The sequence below is a fragment of the Pseudomonas sp. MWU13-3659 genome (assembly GCF_023757525.1).
Lineage (GTDB): Bacteria > Pseudomonadota > Gammaproteobacteria > Pseudomonadales > Pseudomonadaceae > Aquipseudomonas > Aquipseudomonas entomophila_E.
Genome location: NZ_JAMSHW010000030.1, coordinates 1 through 20,982, shown reverse-complemented (window position 1 = coordinate 20,982; position 20,982 = coordinate 1). Strand labels below are relative to the sequence as shown.

The window sequence follows — 20,982 nt, the reverse complement described above, 5'->3', positions numbered from 1 at the left end:
GCATCCTTGCCTGGTCAGGGGGTCTTGTTCGAATCGTTGGCCGCCTGGGCGCCACGAATGATCTGCATGCCGGGGGCGCCAGCGGCGGCGGCCGGGTTGGCCAGCGGCACCTGGGACAGCTGGCTGAAGCGGTAGAGGTCGCGGTTGGCGGCGGCCAGCTGAGGGCTGGCGTCTTCGCCGGACCAGTAGCGCGCCAGCAACTGCTCGTCGGCGCTGCGCACGGCCAGGCGCAAGGTGCCGGCCTGGGCGGCGAGCATCAGGCGGCTGGCCAGGGCCTCGGGCACGGCCAGCCCGACGGTGCGGGTAGCATTGCTGTTCAGGGCCTGTTGATCACGGCGGGCCTTCTGTTCTTCGGCGGTCTGTGCCGGGCGGCCATCGTTGGCCAGGCCCGTCTGCTGGTCGACACTGAGCACGCGCAGGGCCGGCAACACCACCTGCGCCGAGGACTGCGGGTTGTTGTTTTCCTCGCGCAGGAACAACAGCACATCGACGAAATCCCCTGGCCGTAACTGCCCGGCGGCGCCACTCACGTCATCCACGGCCACCGCGACGGCACGTTCGTTGGCGCGGATCATCCGCGCCAACGGGCCACCGGCCTGGAAGCTCGACTCATCGAGCCAACTGCCGGCCGCCAACGGCCGCGAGCTGCTGCGCCCGAGCACCTGGTCGAGCTGCTGGAACGCGCCAGCAGGCACGACCTGCAGGCGCTCGACCAGCACATCATCCTCGGTCAGCGGCACGTTGGCTGGCACCGCCTTGCGCAGCACCACGATCGGCGAGCGTGGCGGTTCGGGCGGTTGCGCGGGGACAGAGGCGGGAATCGGCGCCGGCAGGGCGTCGGCGGCGGGCACCAACGGTGCAGGCGGCTCGGGTGGGCGGCTCAAACGCAGCCCCCAGTAGCCCGCCAGCAATGCCGCGAGGAGGAACAGGCCAGCCAGGATCATGGTCAAGCGACTGCTCATTCCCGCCCTCCCTGCGCCCGTGATCGATGCTGGCAAAAAGTAACTATTTCGCTATTGCACGGTAGCCGAGCCCTGCCGATTCGCCATTAACTGGTTAGCGTTTTTCGAGCCATGAAATTGACGCACAGGCAAAACAGAAGCTTAGCCTCGCCGATTACGATCAATACTTTCGGATTAATGCCTTCTTACATTTGCAGCCGGCCATGGCTTGACGATTCTGTGATGGCAAAGGGGTGTCACTTCTCAAGCCCCTCGACCGGCGCCACACGAGCGCAAGGAGACATGCCATGCTGCTGCAACTGATCCTCCTTCATTGCAAAAACTTCCTCCAGCGCAAGGATGGCGCCTCCGGTATCGAATACGCGGTGATCGCCGCCATGGTCGCGGTGGTGCTGGCGGGCTTCGTCACGCCCATCGGCACCGAAGTCAGCGCCATCATGACCAGCATCAAGACCGCCATCACCCAGTGATCGCAGGCCAGGACGTCTGACCGACAGCCCGGGAGCCGAGCATGCCGACCTCTGCATTGCGTCAGCAGATTCTCTTGGTGGACGACGACGAGCAGGCCCTGCTGGAACTGGCCGAGTTACTGGAAAACGAAGGTTTCGCCTGCCACACCGCCAGTTCCGTGCGGGCCGCCCTGCAACAGCTGACCCGCCACCCGGACATGGCGCTGGTCATCACCGACCTGCGCATGCCGGAGGAGAGCGGCATTGGCCTGATCCAGCGCCTGCGCGACCACACCGCCCGCCAGCACCTGCCGGTGATCGTGATGTCCGGGCACGCCGACATGGACGACGTCAGCGACCTGCTGCGCCTGCAGGTGCTCGACCTGTTCCGCAAGCCCATCTACCACGCACGCTTGCTGGAAACCCTGGAGAACCTGTTTCCCAAGCCGCTGTTGCAGGCGGTGAACTAGCGAGGTGTTCAGGACCTACCCATGCCCCTGTAGGAGCGGCCTTGTGCCGCGAATGGGCCGCAAAGCGGCCCCGGCGGTCTTGCTCAGGGCCGAAATCCGGGGGTTGCTACGCAACCCTTTCGCGGCACAAGGCCGCTCCTACAGGGATCGAGGACCATTGCGGCCCCCTCATAGCGGGCAACTGAGACTCAGCGTAACCCTGGGCCGCCGATCGAGGCTGTCCAGGGCGATATCCGCCAGTGGCTTGGCCAGCTCCACGGCGATGCTGAAATCGCGCCCATCCCCCACGCGCAGCCCCAACGCGGCGGACGCCAGTTTCGCCTCGCGCACGTCCACTTCGTTGAACCAGGTCCTGGCGGCGTCGACCGCGACGTAGGGCTGCACCACCTTCAACCACTCGCCGCCGAGCCTGAAGCTGTAGTTGACCTCGTAGGCCACCCCCCATCCCTTGTCGCCGCTCGCCTGATCGCGGGGGTAACCCCGACCGAAGCCCTGGCCCCCGAACAGCACCCGCTCGCTGTCGGGCAGGTTGTCGCCGCTCCAGTAAATGGCGGCTGACGCCACGCCCTGCCAGTGCTCGGTGAAATCGTCGCTCTGCAGGCCGGACAGCCGCAGGCGCAGGAAGTCCAGGTCATAGTCGGCATTGCTGCGCGCCCCGAGGTAGTCCATCCCCTGGTAGACCCCTGCACTGAGCATCCGCAAGCGACCGCCCTCGACCTTGCGCCAGTCGCCTTCGAAGGACAACGCTCGAACATCGGTGGCGGTGTCCGCTTGCTGCGCCGCCCCCTGATAGTCGACCCGGTCCTTGACCACATAGAAGCGCCCCACCACCTCCAGCCACTCGCCTGGCGCAGCGATCAGCGGCTGGCCAAGACCGATTGCATAGCGGTCGCTGTCACGGTGCTGAGTCAGGTCGGAGCCATCGTCCAGCCGCACGCGCGTGCGTGGCTCGCTGCGGTAACGCGAAGCCGAGAGTTGCAGTTGCAACCCTTGGTCATCGATGAACTGGCTGTAGTCGAGACGGGCGTAATGCACCTCGTCGTCGCCGGGAGGCACCAGCACACTGGCGCGCACCTGCTCGGCATGGCGGGTCTGGGCGTTGCTGGCGACACTGACCAAAGCCTGCGGGTCAGCGCGGCTGCCATCGTTCACGATGACGTTGCCGCCAAAGGGCCTGCGCGCTACCTGGACGACCAGCCGGGCGGCGCCATCGTCGATGGCAGCGGCTTCGACCCTGGCCTGCAAGGTCACACCGGGTATATGCCCCATCAGACTGACATAGCGGTCGAGGGTCTGCCGGGTCAGCGGGCGCTCCGCCTTCAGGCGTTCCAGCAGCCTGACCAGGTAGGCACGCGCTGGACCGATCTCACCCTCGATCCGGTAGTCGTGGACATGGCCCTCGACCAGGACCACTTGCACTCGGCCGTCGGCGAAGTCCTGTGGAGGCAGATAGGCGTAGGAAAGCAGGTAGCCGTCCTGCTGATAACGCCGGGTGAGACGTTGGGTGAGCTCGCTCAGCTCGGCCAGGCTGAGTGACTGGCCGATGACGGGCTGGTAGTGATCGCGCAATTCGCTCAACGCATAGACGGTACCGCCCTCGAAACGCACCTTGCGCACTTGTACCCGGGCGTTCATCGCCAAGGGTTGCTGGCGAAGGGGGGCGGGCGCCACTACCTGCACGAAGGGCAGCCCCGGACGGTAGGCATCCACCGACAGGTTCGCCGTGGGCAGGCGGTTTTCGGTTTCATTGCCATCGAGGTAACTGGGCAGGGGCTCGGCGCGAACGCTGGCCCCCCAGGACAACGCCAGCATCGTCAACAGCATCAGGCGCATGCGGACACTCCGTGATCCAGAAGGCCACCGCCCCGTACAGGCAAGCGGCGCGCTTGAGGATCAGCGTAGGTGCAGCCCCCCGAAGGGTCAAAGCCCGCCCGTGGCGTTGAAGCCCACCCCCGCCGCCGTCAGCAAGGACAAGGGCAGCAACAAGGTGTCCAGCAACGCGCTGCCCGGCAGGTCCAGCCCCGGGTAGGCCGGCGCCAGGGCCCCGAAGCGGTCTTCGGGGCAACAGCCGCCGTTCATCACGTACAGGTCCAGCCGCGTGCCGGCGTACACCACCGGTGCCCCGGGCTTGTTGGCGTCCAGGGTGCGCACCGTGGCGCAGCCCGCCAATTGCATCAGCACCAGCAACCCCAGCAGCGCCCGCCTCAATCGTCGACCCCGTGGTGGTGCTCGCCCCAGCGCGGCAGCATGTCCTGGGGAATGTTCAGCAGGTTGAGGATGCGCGCAACGACGAAGTCGACCAGGTCGTCGATGGTTTGCGGCTGGTGGTAGAAGCCCGGCGCCGCCGGCAGGATCACCGCGCCCATCTGCGACAGCTTGAGCATGTTTTCCAGGTGGATGGTCGAAAATGGCGCCTCGCGCGGTACCAGGATCAGCTGACGACGCTCCTTCAACGTCACGTCGGCGGCGCGCTCGATCAGGTTGTTGCAGGCACCGGTGGCGATGGCCGACAACGTGCCGGTGGAGCATGGCACCACCACCATCGCCGCCGGCGCGCCGGAGCCCGAGGCTACCGGCGACATCCAGTCCTCCTTGCCGTACACGCGGATCTGCCCATCGGCAGCCCCGGTGTATTCGGTGAGGAAAGCCTGCATCGCCTGGGGTTTGGCCGGCAGCACCACGTCGGTCTCGGTGGCCATCACCAGTTGCGCGGCCTTGGAGACGAGGAAGTGCACCTCGCGGTCCTCACGCACCAGGCAGTCGAGCAGGCGCAGGCCATACTGCGCCCCCGACGCCCCGGTCATGGCCAGGGTGATGCGCTCCGGCCCGCTCACTTGAGGGCCTCGGCCAGCTTGCCGTGCAGGCCGCCGAAGCCGCCGTTGCTCATGATCACCACGTGGGTGCCCGGGCGGGCCTGGCCCTTGACCCGGTCGATGATCGCCTCGAGGCTGTCGGCCACCACGCTGGGGACCTTGCACTGGGCGGCGGTGCCGGCCAGGTCCCAGCCCAGGTTGGGCGGTGCGTACCAGATCACCTGATCGGCGTCGTTGACACTTTCCGGCAGGCCGTCGCGGTGGGCGCCCAGCTTCATGGAATTGGAGCGCGGCTCGATCACCGCGATCACCGGCGCCTCGCCGACGCGCTTGCGCAGGCCGTCGAGGGTAGTGGCGATGGCGGTCGGGTGATGGGCGAAGTCATCGTAGATGGTCACGCCTTGAACTTCGGCGACCTTTTCCATACGCCGCTTGACGCTCTTGAACGCGCTCAGGCCCTCGATACCCATGGCCGGCGCCACCCCCACATGGCGGGCGGCGGCCAGGGTGGCCAGGGCGTTGGCGACGTTGTGCTGGCCAGTCAGGGCCCAATCCACCACGCCTTGCGCCTCGCCCTCGAACAGCACCTCGAAGCGTGAGCCGTCGGCGCTGAGCAGGCGAGCCTGCCACTGGCCACCAACACCGGTGGTCTGCACCGGGGTCCAGCAGCCCATGCCGATCACCCGCTCCAGCGCCTGCTCGGTGGTCGGGTGGATCACCAGGCCTTCGCTCGGGATGGTCCGCACCAGGTGGTGGAACTGCCGCTCGATGGACGCCAGGTCCGGGAAGATGTCCGCGTGATCGAACTCGAGGTTGTTGAGGATCGCGGTGCGCGGGTGGTAGTGCACGAACTTTGAGCGCTTGTCGAAGAAGGCGCTGTCATATTCGTCGGCCTCGACCACGAAGAACGGCGTGCCGCCCAGGCGCGCCGACACCGAGAAGTTCTGCGGTACGCCGCCGATCAGGAAGCCCGGGCTCATGCCGGCATGCTCCAGGACCCAGGCCAGCATGCTGCTGGTGGTGGTCTTGCCGTGGGTACCGGCCACGGCCAGCACCCAGCGCCCCTGCAGCACATGGTCGGCCAGCCACTGCGGGCCGGACACATAGGGCAGGCCCTTGTTCAGCACGTACTCCACCGCCGGGTTGCCCCGCGACATGGCGTTGCCGATCACCACCAGGTCGGGTGCCGGCTCCAGCTGGGCCGGATCGTAGCCTTGGGTGAGCTCGATGCCCTGGGCTTCGAGCTGCGTGCTCATCGGGGGATAGACATTGGCGTCGGAGCCGGTGACGCGGTGGCCAAGGTCCTTGGCCAGCACGGCCAGCGAACCCATGAAAGTGCCGCAAATACCGAGAATGTGAATGTGCATGATCGACCTCGCAAAACGTCGAGGCAGGGTAGCCCACGGCGAGGGAAATCGCACCCGCTGTTTCGCTCAGCCGGCCCGGGCGATGCCGTGTTTGCGCAGTTTTCGATAGAGGGTGTTGCGGCTGATGCCCAGGTGCTCGGCGACGTGGGTCAGGTGCCAGCGGTTTGCCTCCAGTACGGCGAGCAATGCATCGCGCTCGGCGTGCAGGAGCGGCCTTGTGTCGCGAATGGGCTGCGCAGCAGGCCCGGCAGATTCAGCAGCGCTGCTGGAATCCTGGGGCCGCTCTGCGGCCCTTTCGCGGCGCAAGGCCGCTCCTACAGAGGGCGCGCCATTTTGGACGATGGCGGGGAGATCCGAAAAATCGATATGCGGACCTTCGCACAACGCGACCAAGGTCCGCAGCACATTGCGCATCTGCCGCACGTTACCCGGCCAGGTGAAGTCCAGCAGCGCCTGGCGGGCGGCGGGCTCGAGGCCAATGGCCTGGCCCTCGGCCTCCTGCGTCAGCAGGAAGTCGAGCAACTGCACCTTGTCGCTACGCTCGCGCAGCGCCGGCAACGCCACCTCCAGGCCATTGAGGCGGTAATAGAGGTCTTCGCGGAAACCGCCCTGCTCCACCCGTTCCAGCAGATCGCGGTGAGTGGCGCTGATGATCCGTACATCCACCGCCTGTGGCTCGCCGCCGATCGGTACCACCTGGCGCTCTTCAAGCACCCGCAGCAAGCGGGTCTGCAAGGCCAGCGGCATATCGCCGATCTCGTCCAGCAACAAGGTGCCGCCGTCGGCCTGCAACAGCTTGCCGCGCATGCCTTCCTTGCGTGCACCGGTGAAACTGCCACCGCGATAGCCGAACAGCTCACTCTCGATCAGGCTTTCCGGTATCGAGGCGCAGTTGATCGCCACGAACGGCTTGTGCCGGCGGGCGCTGGCCTGGTGCACAGCCTGGGCGAAGGCCTCCTTCCCGCAACCGGTCTCACCGCGCAGCAGTAACGGCACGTCGCGCTCGAAAACACGCACGGCGCGGCGAAAATCGTTCTGCAAGGCCGGGTCGAGCAGGCAGATGCCGGGCTCGCTGGCCTTGGGCAACGCCACCGGCACCGACCAGACCGGCGTGCGCGCCTGGCCACGCAGGCTGGCGAACACCTGCCGACCATCACGGGTATGCAGCGGCCAGGCTGTACTGCCTTGTGGCGTAGCGCGGCTGAACAGCTCGTCGTGGCTGCACGCAAAGAAGGTGTCCAGCGGTTTGCCCAGCACGCCGCCACGGATGGTGCCCAACAGGTTCAGCGCGCTCTGGTTGGCCGCGCAGATCCGCCCATCGCCATCGAACGCCAGCAGGCCTTCACTGAACAGGCCGACCGACTCGGCTTGCAGGTGGAAGCGCAGCAGCCATTGCTGTTCGAAGTGGCGCAGGAAATAGCAGCTTTCGATCATCTTCGCCGAGAGGTTGACCAGGGCCATGGTGTGGAACTGGCTCTGCCGCGACACGTCCGGCCGCGCCGACGACACGTCGAGCACCGCCAGCAATTCACCATGGGGGTCGAACACCGGGCTGGCCGAACAGGTCAGGCCGGTGTGCCGGCCACGGAAGTGTTCGTCCTGGTGGATGGTCAAGGCCTGCCGCTCGACCAGGCAGGTGCCGATGCCGTTGGTGCCCTCGCGGGCCTCGCTCCAATCGGCGCCCAGCCACAGCCCGGCGCGCTCGAAGATGCGCCGCTCGCTGGGCGTGGTGACGCAATTGAGAATGACGCCACGGGCATCGGTGAGCAGCACCGCGTGACCGGCGCCGGACAGTTGCTGGTGCAGGCTGTTCATCTCGTTGTCGGCGATCTGCAGCACCTGCTGCAGGCGCTCGCGGCTCTCCAGCAGGCGGCCGTGCTCGAGCACGACGGGCGCCTGGGCGCGTGCGGGGTCGAGGTGGTAATCCTCCAGGCAACGTAGCCAGGAACGGGCGATGGACGGGTCGCTGCCCGGCCCGCTGGCCTGCCCGCGGGCGATGGTGAGCACCTGCTGGGCATGGCGGCTGAACGAATTGCTCTGCATGTGTTGTTGTTCTCCGCAGATCGATCGTCCCGCCAGCATCCTCCAGGCGCGAACGCTTTGCAATGCCGCGCTGACCACTGAGTCATAGGCGTGCCAGAAACGGCACAAAGTGTCACCCACCCCGTGCCACGCCTGGCACAAGGCATCGCCACAGCAGCCCGGACACTGACCCAAGTCATTGATTTGCAAAGGCCCCACGGCACTGGCCCGACCTTTGCTCTACGCTTGGTAACTCCGCAACAATCACAACGACCAGGAGACACACCATGCGTTACGCACATCCCGGTACCGAGGGCGCGAAGGTTTCCTTCAAGAGCCGCTACGGCAACTACATCGGTGGTGAGTTCGTTCCTCCGGTAAAGGGTGAGTACTTCACCAACACCTCGCCGGTGAACGGCCAGCCGATCGCCGAGTTCCCCCGCTCCACCGCCGAAGACATCGACAAGGCCCTCGACGCCGCCCATGCCGCCGCCGACGCCTGGGGCCGCACCTCGGTGCAGGACCGCTCCAACGTGCTGCTGCGCATCGCCGACCGCATCGAGCAGCACCTCGAAGTGCTGGCCATCACCGAAACCTGGGACAACGGCAAGCCGATCCGCGAAACCCTCAACGCCGACATCCCGCTGGCGGTCGATCACTTCCGCTACTTCGCCGGCTGCATCCGCGCCCAGGAAGGCGGCGCCGCCGAGATCAACGAAAACACCGTGGCCTACCACATCCACGAACCGCTGGGCGTGGTTGGCCAGATCATCCCGTGGAACTTCCCGCTGCTGATGGCCGCCTGGAAGCTCGCCCCAGCCCTGGCCGCCGGCAACTGCGTGGTGCTCAAACCCGCCGAGCAGACCCCGCTGGGCATCACCGTGCTGCTGGAACTGATCGGCGACCTGCTGCCCAAGGGCGTGCTCAACGTGGTGCAAGGCTACGGTCGCGAGGCCGGCGAGGCCCTGGCCACCAGCAAGCGCATCGCCAAGATCGCCTTCACCGGCTCCACTCCGGTCGGCTCGCACATCATGAAATGCGCCGCCGAGAACATCATCCCGTCCACCGTCGAATTGGGCGGCAAATCGCCCAACGTCTACTTCGAGGACATCATGCAGGCCGAGCCTGCGTTCATCGACAAGGCCGCCGAAGGCATGGTGCTGGCGTTCTTCAACCAGGGCGAGGTGTGCACCTGCCCGTCGCGTGCGCTGGTGCAGGAGTCGATCTACCCGCAGTTCATGGAAGTGGTGATGAAGAAGGTGCTGCAGATCAAGCGCGGCGACCCGCTGGACACCGACACCATGGTCGGTGCCCAGGCCTCGCAGCAGCAGTTCGAAAAGATCCAGTCCTACCTCAAGATTGCCCAGGAAGAAGGCGCCGAGCTGCTCACCGGCGGCAAGGTGGAAAAACTGGAAGGCTCGCTGGCCAGCGGTTACTACATCCAGCCGACCCTGCTCAAGGGCAACAACCGCATGCGCGTGTTCCAGGAAGAAATCTTCGGCCCGGTGGTCAGCGTCACCACCTTCAAGGACGAAGCCGAGGCCCTGGCCATCGCCAACGACACCGAGTTCGGCCTCGGCGCCGGTGTGTGGACCCGCGACATCAACCGCGCCTACCGCATGGGCCGTGGCATCAAGGCCGGTCGCGTGTGGACCAACTGCTACCACCTGTACCCGGCCCATGCCGCGTTCGGTGGCTACAAAAAGTCCGGTGTCGGCCGTGAAACCCACAAGATGATGCTCGACCACTACCAGCAGACCAAGAACCTGCTGGTGAGCTACGACATCAACCCGCTGGGCTTCTTCTAAGCAATCAGCTGCAAGCTGCAAGCCTCAAGCGGCAAGTAAAAGCGGACGGCAAAGCGATCCGCGACCTCTTGAGGCTTGGAGCTTGCGGCTTGCAGCCCAATGGCTCGCTTCCTGCAATAAAAAATCACCAAACGCCGGCAGTCCCTCCGGCAGTCCAAGAAAAACAACAGGTGAACCCTATGCCAAGCGATCACTCCGGCAGCGCGCCGGCGAGTTCTTCCGTCGACTTCGAAAAAGTCGGCTCGGACTATTTCCAGCAACGTGAACTGAAGAAAGGCGCCGCCGGCTGGGTCCTGCTGGTCGGCCTGGGCGTGGCCTACGTGATCTCCGGCGACTACGCCGGCTGGAACTTCGGCCTGGCCCAGGGCGGCTGGGGCGGCATGTTCCTCGCCACCCTGCTGATGGCCACCATGTACCTGTGCATGTGCTTCTCCCTGGCAGAGCTGTCGTCGATGATCCCCACCGCCGGCGGCGGCTACGGCTTCGCTCGCAGCGCCTTCGGCCCCTGGGGCGGCTTCCTCACCGGCACGGCGATCCTCATCGAGTACGCCATCGCCCCCGCGGCCATCGCCGTGTTCATCGGCGCCTACTGCCAGTCGCTGTTCGGCATCGGCGGCTGGATGATCTACCTGGCGTTCTACATCGTGTTCATCGGCATCCACATCTTCGGGGTGGGCGAGGCGCTGAAGCTGATGTTCATCATCACGGCCATCGCCGCCATTGCCCTGGCGGTGTTCCTGATCGGCATGGTGCCCCATTTCGATGCAGCCAACCTGTTCGACATCGCCAAGACCGACGCGGTTGGTGCAAGCAGCTTCCTGCCGTTCGGCTATGTCGGCGTGTGGGCGGCGATCCCCTACGCGATCTGGTTCTTCCTCGCCGTCGAGGGCGTGCCACTGGCCGCCGAAGAAACCAAGAACCCCAAGCGCGACCTGCCCCGCGGCCTGATCGGCGCCATGCTGGTGCTGCTCGCCTTCGCCCTGCTGATCCTGGTGGTTGGCCCTGGCGGTGCCGGTGCCGACGCGCTCAAGGCTTCCGGCAACCCACTGGTCGAAGCGCTGTCCAAAGCCTACGGCGGCTCCACCTGGATGGGCGGCTTCGTCAACCTGGTCGGCCTGGCCGGCCTGATCGCCAGCTTCTTCTCGATCATCTACGCCTATTCACGGCAGATCTTCGCCCTTTCCCGTGCCGGCTACCTGCCACGCAAACTGTCGGAAACCAACAAGAGCAAGGCACCGGTCCTGGCCCTGGTGATCCCTGGAATCATCGGCTTCGCCCTGTCGCTGACCGGCCAGGGCGACCTGCTGATCCTGGTGGCGGTATTCGGCGCCACACTGTCCTACGTGCTGATGATGGCCGCGCACATCACCCTGCGCATCCGCCGGCCGAAGATGGAACGCCCGTACCGCACCCCAGGTGGCATCTTCACCTCGGGCGTGGCCCTGGTGCTGGCCTGCATCGCCGTGGTCGCCGGCTTCCTGGTCGACCCGCGAGTGGTGATCGGCGCCGCCTTGATCTATGCCGTATTGATTGCCTACTTTGCTTTCTACAGCCGCCATCACCTGGTGGCCGGCACGCCCGAAGAGGAATTCGCCGCGATCCAGCAGGCCGAAGAGGCCCTGCACTGAGCGCCGACCCACGCCGCAGGCCAGCCCTGCGGCGCCCTGGAGATTCTGTATGGCAAGTTTCGTGCACACGGTCGGTCACCAGATCTACCGTTTCGACAGCCTCAAAGAGGTAATGGCCAAGGCCAGCCCGGCACGCTCGGGCGACTACCTGGCGGGCGTCGCCGCCAGCAACGATGGTGAGCGGGTCGCAGCGCAGATGGCCCTGGCCGATATCCCGCTGACGCACTTCCTCAACGAAGCGCTGATCCCCTACGAGCAGGACGAAGTCACCCGGCTGATCATCGACACCCACGACAAGCAGGCCTTCGCCCCGGTCAGCCACCTGACCGTCGGCGGCCTGCGCGACTGGCTGCTGGGCGAGCAAGCCGACGAACACAGCCTGCGGGCCCTGGCACCGGGCCTGACGCCGGAAATGGCCGCGGCGGTGTCGAAGATCATGCGCGTGCAGGACCTGGTGCTGGTGGCGCAGAAGATCCGCGTGGTCACGAAGTTCCGCGGCACCATGGGCCTGCGCGGCCGGCTGTCGACCCGCCTGCAACCCAACCACCCCACCGACGAACCGGCCGGCATCGCCGCCAGCATCCTCGACGGCCTGCTCTACGGCAACGGCGACGCCATGATCGGCATCAACCCGGCCACCGACAGCATTGCCTCGATCTGCGCCCTGCTGGAAATGCTCGACGCCATCATCCAGCGCTACGACATTCCCACCCAAGCCTGCGTGCTCACCCACGTCACCACCTCGATCGAGGCGATCAACCGCGGCGTGCCGCTGGACCTGGTGTTCCAGTCCATCGCCGGCACCGAGGCGGCCAACGCCAGCTTCGGCATCAACCTCAATGTATTGCAGGAAGGCTACGAGGCCGGCCTGTCGCTCAAGCGCGGCACGGTGGGGCAGAACCTGATGTACTTCGAGACCGGCCAGGGCAGCGCCCTGTCGGCCAACGCCCACCATGGCGTCGACCAGCAGACCTGCGAAACCCGCGCCTACGCCGTGGCCCGCCACTTCAAGCCATTCCTGGTCAACACCGTGGTCGGCTTCATTGGCCCGGAATACCTGTACAACGGCAAGCAGATCATCCGCGCCGGCCTCGAAGACCACTTCTGCGGCAAGCTGCTGGGCGTACCGATGGGCTGCGACATCTGCTACACCAACCACGCCGAAGCCGACCAGGACGACATGGACACCCTGCTGACCCTGCTGGGCGTGGCCGGGATCAACTTCATCATGGGCATCCCCGGCTCCGACGACATCATGCTCAACTACCAGACCACCTCGTTCCACGATGCGCTCTACGCCCGCCAGACCCTGGGCCTGAAGCCCGGACCGGAATTCGAGGCCTGGCTGGAGCGTACTGGCATCTTCACCCAGGCCGATGGCCGCGTGCGCTTCGGCGACAACCTGCCACCGGCTTTCCGCCATGCACTGGCGCACCTGGCCTAGAGGTGACCATGGATCGACATACTCCCACCCCGGACAACCCCTGGCTGGCGCTGCGCAACCTCACCCCCGCGCGCATCGCCCTCGGGCGCACCGGCATCAGCCTGCCCACCGGCGCCCAACTGGACTTCCAGTACGCCCACGCCCAGGCCCGCGACGCCGTGCACCTGCCCTTCGACCACGCGGGCCTGCGCCAGCAACTCAAAGACCGGGGCCGCGACAGCCTGCTGCTGCACAGCGCCGCCAGCGACCGCCACCAGTACCTGCAACGGCCCGACCTGGGCCGGCGCCTGCACGAAGACTCCGCCCAGCGCCTGCGCGAGCATGCCCAGGCCAACCCGGGCGGGGTGGACCTGGCGATCGTCGTCGCCGACGGGCTCTCCGCCCTGGCCGTGCACCGCCACACGCTCCCCTTCCTGAACCGCTTCGAGGAACAGGCCGCCGCCGACGGCTGGACCAGCGCCCCGGTAGTACTGGTGGAACAGGGCCGCGTGGCGGTGGCCGACGAAGTGGGCGAACTGCTGGGCGCGCGCATGACCGTGATGCTGATCGGCGAACGCCCAGGCCTGAGCTCGCCCGACAGCCTCGGGCTGTACTTCACCTACGCGCCCAAGGTCGGCCTCACCGACGCCTACCGCAACTGCATCTCCAACGTGCGCCTGGAAGGCCTGAGCTATGGCATGGCCGCCCATCGCCTGCTGTACTTGATGCGCGAAGCCTGCCGGCGACAGCTTTCCGGGGTGAACCTCAAGGACGAAGCGGAGGTCCATAGCATCGATAGCGATAACACCGGCACCAAAAGCGGAAATTTCCTACTCGGAGAAGGGTAAGAAACATGTCATGGAAGGCGGATTGCGCTTCTACCCTGCATTAGGCAGCATGCGTACTGACGCAGCTGGCAATCCGCCGTACCCCCACATGGACTCAGAGGCCCGCACATGCGCATTATCAAGGCAACCCTCGAGCACCTCGACCTGCTCACTCCGCTGTTCGTGAAGTACCGTGAGTTCTATGGGCAGCTGCCTTACCCGGACAGCTCGCGCAAGTTCCTGCAAAAGCGCCTCATGCGCAGCGAGTCGATCATCTACCTGGCCCTGCCGGATGACGCCGACGACCGTCTGCTGGGCTTCTGCCAGCTCTATCCGAGCTATTCGTCGCTGTCGCTCAAGCGCGTGTGGATCCTCAACGACATTTACGTGGCCGAAGACTCGCGGCGCATGCTGGTGGCCGACCACCTGATGCGCGAAGCCAAGAAAATGGCCAAAGAGACCAACGCCGTGCGCATGCGCGTGGCCACCAGCAGCGACAACGAGGTAGCGAGGAAGACCTACGAATCCATGGGCTTTCGCAAGGACACCGAGTTCGACAACTACATCCTGCCGATCAGCCAGGACTGATGCCCTGGCACCTCTCGGCCTCGTAGGAGCGGCTTCAGCCGCGATCACCCGCCAAGATCGCGCTGCCTGCATCGCGGCTGAAGCCGCTCCTACACGGTAACCCCCCGCTACAAACTCTCCGGGCATAACCGCGACTTCGCCGTATAATCCCCTTCCTGTCATGTGTGAAAAGTTACCTTCCACAGGTAAATCCACCACGCCCAGAACGCTTTCCGTCATCGCGCGCCCGTAGAAGCGGGTCAAGAACACAGGTGCTGTACATGGACTTCAACCCGCTGGACCTCATCCTGCATCTCGATGCCTACCTCGACCTGCTGGTCACCAACTACGGTCCATGGATCTACGCCATCCTCTTCACCGTGATCTTCTGCGAAACCGGCCTGGTGGTGATGCCCTTCCTGCCCGGCGACTCGCTGCTGTTCATCGCCGGCGCCGTGGCCGCGGGCGGCGGCATGGACCCAGTGCTGCTGGCCGGCCTGCTGATGGCGGCGGCCATACTGGGCGACAGCACCAACTACGTGATCGGGCGCACCGCAGGCGAACGCCTGTTCCGCAACCCCCGGTCGAAGATCTTCCGCCAGGACTACCTGCAACGCACCCACGAGTTCTACGCACGCCACGGCGGCAAGACCGTCACCCTGGCGCGCTTCCTGCCCATCCTGCGCACCTTCGCGCCGTTCGTCGCCGGCATCGCCCACATGCACTACCCGCGCTTCCTGGCCTTCAGCGTGGCCGGTTCGCTGCTGTGGGTCGGCGGCCTGGTGACGCTGGGCTACTTCTTCGGCAACGTGCCGTTCATCAAGCAGCACCTGTCGCTGATGGTGGTCGGCATCATCGTCCTGTCGCTGGTGCCGATGATCCTCGGCCTGCTGCGCGGCCGCTTCAGCCGCGCAGCCAAGGCCCACTGATCGCACCATGTGGTCGTTCAGCGCCTGGCGCCGCCGGCGCACCCTGGCCCGCTACCCGGTCGACAATCAGCTATGGCAGGTGATCCGCGATCGCCTGCCGCTGCTCGACGGTATCAGCGACACGGAAGACCGCTGGCTGCGCGAGGCCTGCGTGCTGTTCCTGCACGACAAACACCTGACCACCCTGCCCGGTGTGGAACTGGACGACGAGCAGCGCCTGTTCCTCGCCGCCCAGGCCCAACTGCCGCTGCTGCACCTGGGCGAGCTGAACTGGTACCAGGGTTTCCACGAGATCATCCTCTACCCCGACGACTTCCTCAGCCCCCAGCGCCATCGCGACGCCAGTGGCGTGGAACATGTGTGGGACGCCGAGCACAGTGGCGAGGCCTGGCAGCAGGGGCCGGTGATCCTGGCCTGGCCCGGGGTGCTTGCCAGTGGGGGTTGGGAGGCCTACAACCTGGTCATCCATGAGCTGGCGCACAAGCTCGACATGCTCAATGGCGACGCCAATGGCCTGCCTCCGCTGCACAACGGCATGCACGTGGAAGCCTGGGCACAGGCCATGCAGCAGGCCTACGACAGCATGAACCGTCAGCTCGACGCGGACCCGGACACGGAAACCGCCATCGACCCCTACGCCGCAGAAAACCCGGCCGAGTTCTTCGCCGTCACCAGCGAGTACTTCTTCAGCGCCCCCGACGTGCTGCACCAGGCTTTCCCGGCGGTCTACCAGCAGTTGGCACTGTTCTACCGCCAGGACCCACTGGCCCGGCTTACCCGGTTGCAGGCCGAACATCCGGATTACCGTGAGCATCACGCCTGATCGCCCCGCACATCAGGCGGGGCGTGGCACCCACTGTGGGAATGTGCCTATAATCGCCGCCACTTTTTTGAACAAACACGGGGGCATTGCCCAATGAGCTACAGCAAGATTCCGGCTGGCAAAGACCTGCCGAACGACATCTACGTCGCCATCGAGATCCCGGCCAACCACGCGCCGATCAAGTACGAAATCGACAAGGACAGCGACACCCTGTTCGTCGACCGCTTCATGGCCACCCCGATGTTCTACCCGGCCAACTACGGTTTCATCCCCAACACCCTGGCCGACGACGGTGATCCGCTGGACGTGCTGGTCGTCACCCCGTACCCGGTAGCGCCAGGCTCGGTGATCCGCGCCCGTCCGGTCGGCGTGCTGAACATGACCGACGACGGCGGCGGCGACGCCAAGGTCATCGCCGTGCCTCACGACAAGCTGAGCCAGCTGTACGTCGACGTGAAGGAATACACCGACCTGCCGGCCCTGCTGATCCAGCAGATCGAGCACTTCTTCGCGAACTACAAGGATCTCGAGAAGGGCAAGTGGGTCAAGATCGAAGGCTGGGAAGGCGCCGACGCCGCCCGTGCCGCGATCACCAAGTCGGTGGCTGCCTACAAAGGCTGAAGCTGACAGAGAAAGCCCTGCTTCGGCAGGGCTTTTTTGTGGGCGCAGGAATCGCCCTACAGCATCCTAGGCAATCTCCTGCAAATTGCGATTTACCCTACAGCCACCTTCGACATCAGGTTCATTTCCACATGTTTATCAGGGCGATAGACTCGCCCGCATGAACACTTCCGGTGACCGCCTCAAAGCCCTCCTGCAGGAGTGCAACCTGACCCCTTCGGACTTTGCCGCCCAACGCAAGGTCACCCCCCAGCATGTCAACAACTGGCTCAAGCGCGGCGTGCCCCAGGCGCGCGTCGAGGAAATCGCCGGGTTGTTCTGTGTACACCCCGGCTGGCTACGTAATGGCGAAGGCCCGAAACACCCGGGCCCCTTTACCCCACCCCGCCCGGCCACGCTCCGCGTGGCACCGCCTGCACCGTTGCTGGCCCTCGCCACCGAAAGCGTCCCACTGCCCTATTACCACGTGCGTGACGAAGGCCTGGAGGCCGCGCCGGGCCTGCACCAACCTATCCCCCGGGAGGCCCTTGACTGCGTCCGCGTAGCCACGCAACACGCGTTCTGTATTGGCATGCCAGCGAACAACATGGCGCCCTACCTGCCACAAGGCGCACTGCTGGCCGTCGACCGCAGCTTCACGCGGGTCGTAGAAGGTGAGTGCTACGCACTGCTGCACAAAGGCAAGCTGCGCGTACACCAGCTCACCCTCGGTCGCCATGGCACCCTGTGCCTGCACAGCCACGACCGCCTCAACCACCCGACCGAGCGCTACACCGCATACCAGCGCCGGGCCCAACGCCTGGAGATCCTTGGCTGGGTGTTCTGGTGGTCGTGCCTGCGCCCGACGCGCCCAACCTGAAACACCTCGCACCATTTTTTGCTGGGCACGGACCCCGAGCCCTAGTATGCTACGCCGCACATCACGCCCCCTGATGGTGCAAGCCGCATTCCAGAGGGCCTGGCGACGCCTCACACAGCCGTCCGCCATCTTTTTCAGGCCATGTTGCCAACCGTTTAAGGCGATCGCGGCCCATCAAAAATGAGCCAAGACCGTCCCCGAGAAGCCGGCCACAAGCCGGCTTTTTATTTCTTCTCCCCCCCGAAAATATAGGTGGTCAGCCCTCGCCTTCGGATCTGACCCACACCTAGACCCACACGGCTGCTTTGGGAAGAGAGTTTAATTTTTTTCTAGGTTGGGTGCGGGGCCTTAGCTTCAGCCCAGGGCCACGCTCAAACCGTCCCACTCGTGCTTTCTTCTGCCCCTGAAGGGGCGGAAGGCTCGCGACGGTCATGAGGATTAGCAGCTGAGCTCGTACCCTCCAGCCTTGCGTGTACGTGAGGCATCGCTTATGATCAGCTCATGCCAGTGACTAGGAGTATCTCCAGTCGGTTTGGAATGCTGGCCTCTACAGGTGTCTAGTCTCCGTCTTACGTTTGTGTAGGTTTATGCTGAAAACAGCATATGCCTACACAGATAGTAAGGAGAAAAAATTAGATTCTCCGTAGCTTTTCCCTCTTCTTCCTTCCGTTTGTCCCCTCAGTAAAACGCAAAACACTCCGGACTCTAGCCTAGATCATGCCTTGCCACTGCAAAAGGCAAAGCGGTCACCACGATTAATTTAGCGTTTCAGCCCCAGCATTGCTAATGCGATCAACAACTGCTTAAAGCGCCTGCCCGTGAAATTTCAAACATGTCGATAATCCACTTGGAATCGACTATCATAATCGTTTGACACGAATTTCAGAAACGAACTGTTGCTGATTTAAGCTGACGAATTGAGCAATTGAGCGATGAACAAAAGACCTTTAGACCAATTGTTTTTTGCAACATTTCGAGGAAATTTGGATTTCTCGGAGTTTGCAAGTCTGAATGTTAGCCAGGCGTACTCCAGGATAGAATTTGAAGGAAGAGCTGTATTCAGCCCTGGCAAAACACTAAAACATTACTTGAGCTTTCTTAGTCGCGTACTGTTTGATCGCCTCCCCGTTGAAAAAGATGTCGTCTACTCATATCGAAAAGGAGTTAACGTTGTTAATGCTGTCGAAAAGCATGCTGACAACAAATTCTTCTTTCAGTCTGATATAGAAAATTTCTTTGGAAATATAACCAAAGAAATCATAAAGAAAACTATCTTATCCGCCATTGATCAGTGCCCCATCGCTGACATCGAGGCTTGGATAGAAAGAATATTAGACTTGGTAACAATTGAAGGCGCGCTCCCGCCAGGCTATCCAACTTCGCCAGCGATAAGCAATGCGTGCTTACTGAGTTTTGACAAACGGTTATTAGCTTGGTGCAACGAGCACTCACTAATCTACACTAGGTATGCTGACGACATAATCGTGTCCGGCACCGACGATACCTGGATGAACTCGTTGAGTTCCAAGGTAACTGAGCTTCTAAATGAAGAACTCAATAACTCCATCAAACTAAATCCGCAAAAGACAAAAATAATTCGCCCAGGCGAAAAAATAAGAATTCTAGGTATTGCAATCTTACCAAACGGCAAAGTATCTGTTGATGGCAAGTTAAAGAAACGAACAGAAACAGCAATGCATCTACTTCTAAAAGACAAGAAAATGTTTCAATCTTTCTTCAAAGAAGCAGACTTGGATAAGGCTCTAAAAAAATTCTCGGGACAATTGAATTACATAAACACTGTAGACCCTAGCTTTCTAGACAAGTTGCGGAAAAAGTACGGGACAGCAACAGTCGATAAAATAATACATATCTCGGTGGCTTCGTGATGCAACTATCCATCGAAGTTAGCAATATCCAGCACATATCCAAGCTTCGCGTTGATCTCAACATTAATGAAAATGGCTTAACCTGCATTGTTGGCAAAAATGGTGTAGGCAAAACTACTCTTATTAAATCGATCAGAAATCTCAAAATTTCCGATACATTCTCGAAAATGGCGCAGGCTGGTGCCATCAAGCCTGGAAGCAAAATAAGCTATATGTGCAATGGGGCCACGTATAACTTTGAGTACGACCATGAGCTTGAAGACCTAAACAGCAAAGATGTGTTCCCTCAAGAATTAAAGAAACAGATTGAGGTTGAACTACCCATACCATGGGGACAAAGATTCAATACATTCCAAAGCATCAGCTCTGCCGATAACGAGATAAGAACCGCTGTAATGCTTGAGGAATATCATATTCCCGAAGAGCTCATACAGTTACTGGCAGGCGTTTATGGAAACAATAAGTTCGCAGAGCTAAAAGAAGTCCGGGTAGGTAAGACATCTTTTTATATAATGCCCTTAAAAGATGATAGATATGTAAGAGAAGATCACCTGAGCTCCGGCGAGTTCTTTTTAATATCACTCTATAGAAAAATAAAAGGCAGCTCCAAACTAATAGTTATCGACGAAATTGACATATCTTTGGACGCTGCTGCTCAAAGCCGTTTGATTAAATGGCTCAGGGACTTCTGCAAAGCAGAAAACGTAAGCATCGTATTTACTACGCACTCAATGGCAATAATGCGAACCATGGAAGATGGCGAGCTTCACTATATGAGTTGCGAGGAAGATGCGATAACAACCAAGCCAGTTTCGTACAATTACGTAAAATCTGTACTGTTTGGCTTTTCTGGATGGGATCGCTACATCCTCACCGAAGATCCTGCGCTAGAAGGTTTTTTCAAATTCCTGATCACCACCCAAAAAATCCCAAGCTTTTACACCTATCAAATTATTCCTGTTGGCGGCGGGGACAATGTGGCTCAACTGCGACAGAAAAATATAGGCGAAGGCTTTTTTGGCCCTGAAAATAACGTCCTTGCTATCCTTGATGGGGATTATGAAGGCACTCGTAACGGCAGAAAGAACCAAACATACTGCATTCCATTTTTAAGTATCGAAAAAAAGATTTTTGAAGACTACCAAAACGGTCTCTTCACCTTGCCAGCTCCTCTAGCTGAGCAACTGCGGGGAGACAAACTTGACAAGAAGTTTATCAAGGCGATAAAGAGAGAGTTCGGAATCTCCTACCAAAACCTGTATTATTATTTAAATGAAAAGTACCCTGACAAGACAAAAGAAATTTGCAAGGTGCTTCAAGATTTTTTGAATATGCCTATCTAATATAATACTAGCAAAGTTTCGCGCCAAGGCGAATGAAGCCCGCCCTTGATTCTCCACCAGCACATATTTCTGAGGGTCAAGGGCACTACCGGAGGCCGCAGCCCGCGCAGCACAGCGAGCAGGAACGGGCGAGGATAGTGGCGTAGCGAACCCTTGAGGCTGTGCTTAATCGCAAACTATGG

Annotated in this window: 19 protein-coding genes; 13 read left to right on the top strand and 6 right to left on the bottom strand. The window is 62.2% G+C overall.

The window, feature by feature from the left end:
• Nucleotides 1–14: 14 nt before the first annotated feature.
• Entirely contained in the window at nt 15–962 is a 948-nt protein-coding gene (gene cpaB / locus NGM28_RS24240) for a Flp pilus assembly protein CpaB (protein WP_240066573.1), read from the bottom strand.
• A 287-nt stretch (nt 963–1,249) separates the two neighbouring features.
• Here cpaB and NGM28_RS24235 point away from each other — a divergent pair, with 287 nt between their 5' ends.
• Complete coding sequence (locus NGM28_RS24235; protein ID WP_240066574.1) at nt 1,250–1,432, top strand: Flp family type IVb pilin; 183 nt, start codon at nt 1,250–1,252, stop codon at nt 1,430–1,432.
• Between the two features lie 41 nt (nt 1,433–1,473).
• A complete protein-coding gene (locus NGM28_RS24230; RefSeq protein WP_240066575.1) occupies nt 1,474–1,881 on the top strand; it encodes a response regulator in 408 nt (135 codons plus the stop codon).
• 168 nt (nt 1,882–2,049) lie between these two features.
• Here the strand turns inward: NGM28_RS24230 and NGM28_RS24225 are convergent, their stop codons facing one another.
• The 5 genes from NGM28_RS24225 to NGM28_RS24205 form a co-directional block, all read right to left on the bottom strand.
• Nucleotides 2,050–3,714, bottom strand: a complete 1,665-nt coding sequence (locus NGM28_RS24225; protein ID WP_252091835.1) for a ShlB/FhaC/HecB family hemolysin secretion/activation protein — start codon at nt 3,712–3,714, stop codon at nt 2,050–2,052.
• An 87-nt stretch (nt 3,715–3,801) separates the two neighbouring features.
• A complete protein-coding gene (locus tag NGM28_RS24220; protein ID WP_252091833.1) occupies nt 3,802–4,089 on the bottom strand; it encodes a YceK/YidQ family lipoprotein in 288 nt (95 codons plus the stop codon).
• The gene (gene ubiX, locus NGM28_RS24215; RefSeq protein ID WP_240066578.1) at nt 4,086–4,715 is read right to left on the bottom strand and encodes a flavin prenyltransferase UbiX; all 630 of its coding nucleotides are present in this window, start codon (nt 4,713–4,715) and stop codon (nt 4,086–4,088) included. The genes NGM28_RS24220 and ubiX overlap by 4 nt, the downstream gene beginning before the upstream one ends.
• Nucleotides 4,712–6,061: a UDP-N-acetylmuramate:L-alanyl-gamma-D-glutamyl-meso-diaminopimelate ligase gene (mpl, locus tag NGM28_RS24210; RefSeq protein WP_240066579.1), complete on the bottom strand. Its 1,350-nt coding sequence runs from the start codon at nt 6,059–6,061 to the stop codon at nt 4,712–4,714. Before mpl ends, ubiX begins: the two co-directional genes overlap by 4 nt.
• Nucleotides 6,062–6,127: 66 nt before the next feature.
• Nucleotides 6,128–8,104, bottom strand: coding sequence for a sigma-54-dependent Fis family transcriptional regulator (locus NGM28_RS24205; protein ID WP_252091830.1), 1,977 nt, complete (start codon nt 8,102–8,104; stop codon nt 6,128–6,130).
• 266 nt (nt 8,105–8,370) lie between these two features.
• On the opposite strand from NGM28_RS24205, the gene exaC reads away from it, so the two are divergent.
• The 11 genes from exaC (at nt 8,371) to NGM28_RS24150 (ending at nt 20,800) form a co-directional block, all read left to right on the top strand.
• A complete protein-coding gene (exaC, locus tag NGM28_RS24200) occupies nt 8,371–9,891 on the top strand; it encodes an acetaldehyde dehydrogenase ExaC (protein WP_240066581.1) in 1,521 nt (506 codons plus the stop codon).
• A 179-nt stretch (nt 9,892–10,070) separates the two neighbouring features.
• Complete coding sequence (gene eat / locus NGM28_RS24195; RefSeq protein ID WP_252091828.1) at nt 10,071–11,519, top strand: ethanolamine permease; 1,449 nt, start codon at nt 10,071–10,073, stop codon at nt 11,517–11,519.
• A gap of 49 nt (nt 11,520–11,568) precedes the next feature.
• A complete protein-coding gene (locus NGM28_RS24190; RefSeq protein WP_252091826.1) occupies nt 11,569–12,963 on the top strand; it encodes an ethanolamine ammonia-lyase subunit EutB in 1,395 nt (464 codons plus the stop codon).
• A gap of 8 nt (nt 12,964–12,971) precedes the next feature.
• On the top strand, nt 12,972–13,790 hold the full coding sequence (gene eutC, locus NGM28_RS24185) for an ethanolamine ammonia-lyase subunit EutC (RefSeq protein WP_240066584.1): 819 nt from the start codon (nt 12,972–12,974) through the stop codon (nt 13,788–13,790).
• A 108-nt stretch (nt 13,791–13,898) separates the two neighbouring features.
• The gene (locus tag NGM28_RS24180) at nt 13,899–14,357 is read left to right on the top strand and encodes a GNAT family N-acetyltransferase (RefSeq protein ID WP_011532002.1); all 459 of its coding nucleotides are present in this window, start codon (nt 13,899–13,901) and stop codon (nt 14,355–14,357) included.
• Between the two features lie 260 nt (nt 14,358–14,617).
• Complete coding sequence (locus NGM28_RS24175) at nt 14,618–15,265, top strand: DedA family protein (protein ID WP_011532001.1); 648 nt, start codon at nt 14,618–14,620, stop codon at nt 15,263–15,265.
• 7 nt (nt 15,266–15,272) lie between these two features.
• Nucleotides 15,273–16,088 carry a M90 family metallopeptidase gene (locus tag NGM28_RS24170; protein ID WP_252091824.1) on the top strand — a complete coding sequence of 272 codons (816 nt, stop codon included), beginning with the start codon at nt 15,273–15,275 and terminating at the stop codon, nt 16,086–16,088.
• 93 nt (nt 16,089–16,181) lie between these two features.
• A complete protein-coding gene (ppa, locus tag NGM28_RS24165; RefSeq protein WP_003255365.1) occupies nt 16,182–16,709 on the top strand; it encodes an inorganic diphosphatase in 528 nt (175 codons plus the stop codon).
• A 160-nt stretch (nt 16,710–16,869) separates the two neighbouring features.
• The gene (locus NGM28_RS24160; protein ID WP_252091822.1) at nt 16,870–17,568 is read left to right on the top strand and encodes a LexA family transcriptional regulator; all 699 of its coding nucleotides are present in this window, start codon (nt 16,870–16,872) and stop codon (nt 17,566–17,568) included.
• Nucleotides 17,569–18,500: 932 nt separating this feature from the next.
• Nucleotides 18,501–19,457, top strand: coding sequence for a reverse transcriptase domain-containing protein (locus tag NGM28_RS24155; protein ID WP_252091820.1), 957 nt, complete (start codon nt 18,501–18,503; stop codon nt 19,455–19,457).
• Nucleotides 19,457–20,800 (top strand): ATP-dependent nuclease, encoded by a 1,344-nt coding sequence (locus NGM28_RS24150; RefSeq protein WP_252091818.1) that lies wholly within the window; start codon nt 19,457–19,459, stop codon nt 20,798–20,800. The genes NGM28_RS24155 and NGM28_RS24150 overlap by 1 nt, the downstream gene beginning before the upstream one ends.
• The last annotated feature ends 182 nt before the right edge of the window (nt 20,801–20,982 follow it).

Coding starts and splice junctions, on each gene's coding strand:
- cpaB (WP_240066573.1), bottom strand. CDS start 962: ATGAGCAGTCGCTTGACCATGATCCTGGCTGGCCTGTTCCTCCTCGCG.
- NGM28_RS24235 (WP_240066574.1), top strand. CDS start 1,250: ATGCTGCTGCAACTGATCCTCCTTCATTGCAAAAACTTCCTCCAGCGC.
- NGM28_RS24230 (WP_240066575.1), top strand. CDS start 1,474: ATGCCGACCTCTGCATTGCGTCAGCAGATTCTCTTGGTGGACGACGAC.
- NGM28_RS24225 (WP_252091835.1), bottom strand. CDS start 3,714: ATGCGCCTGATGCTGTTGACGATGCTGGCGTTGTCCTGGGGGGCCAGC.
- mpl (WP_240066579.1), bottom strand. CDS start 6,061: ATGCACATTCACATTCTCGGTATTTGCGGCACTTTCATGGGTTCGCTG.
- NGM28_RS24205 (WP_252091830.1), bottom strand. CDS start 8,104: ATGCAGAGCAATTCGTTCAGCCGCCATGCCCAGCAGGTGCTCACCATC.
- exaC (WP_240066581.1), top strand. CDS start 8,371: ATGCGTTACGCACATCCCGGTACCGAGGGCGCGAAGGTTTCCTTCAAG.
- eat (WP_252091828.1), top strand. CDS start 10,071: ATGCCAAGCGATCACTCCGGCAGCGCGCCGGCGAGTTCTTCCGTCGAC.
- NGM28_RS24190 (WP_252091826.1), top strand. CDS start 11,569: ATGGCAAGTTTCGTGCACACGGTCGGTCACCAGATCTACCGTTTCGAC.
- eutC (WP_240066584.1), top strand. CDS start 12,972: ATGGATCGACATACTCCCACCCCGGACAACCCCTGGCTGGCGCTGCGC.
- NGM28_RS24180 (WP_011532002.1), top strand. CDS start 13,899: ATGCGCATTATCAAGGCAACCCTCGAGCACCTCGACCTGCTCACTCCG.
- NGM28_RS24175 (WP_011532001.1), top strand. CDS start 14,618: ATGGACTTCAACCCGCTGGACCTCATCCTGCATCTCGATGCCTACCTC.
- NGM28_RS24170 (WP_252091824.1), top strand. CDS start 15,273: ATGTGGTCGTTCAGCGCCTGGCGCCGCCGGCGCACCCTGGCCCGCTAC.
- ppa (WP_003255365.1), top strand. CDS start 16,182: ATGAGCTACAGCAAGATTCCGGCTGGCAAAGACCTGCCGAACGACATC.
- NGM28_RS24160 (WP_252091822.1), top strand. CDS start 16,870: ATGAACACTTCCGGTGACCGCCTCAAAGCCCTCCTGCAGGAGTGCAAC.
- NGM28_RS24155 (WP_252091820.1), top strand. CDS start 18,501: ATGAACAAAAGACCTTTAGACCAATTGTTTTTTGCAACATTTCGAGGA.
- NGM28_RS24150 (WP_252091818.1), top strand. CDS start 19,457: ATGCAACTATCCATCGAAGTTAGCAATATCCAGCACATATCCAAGCTT.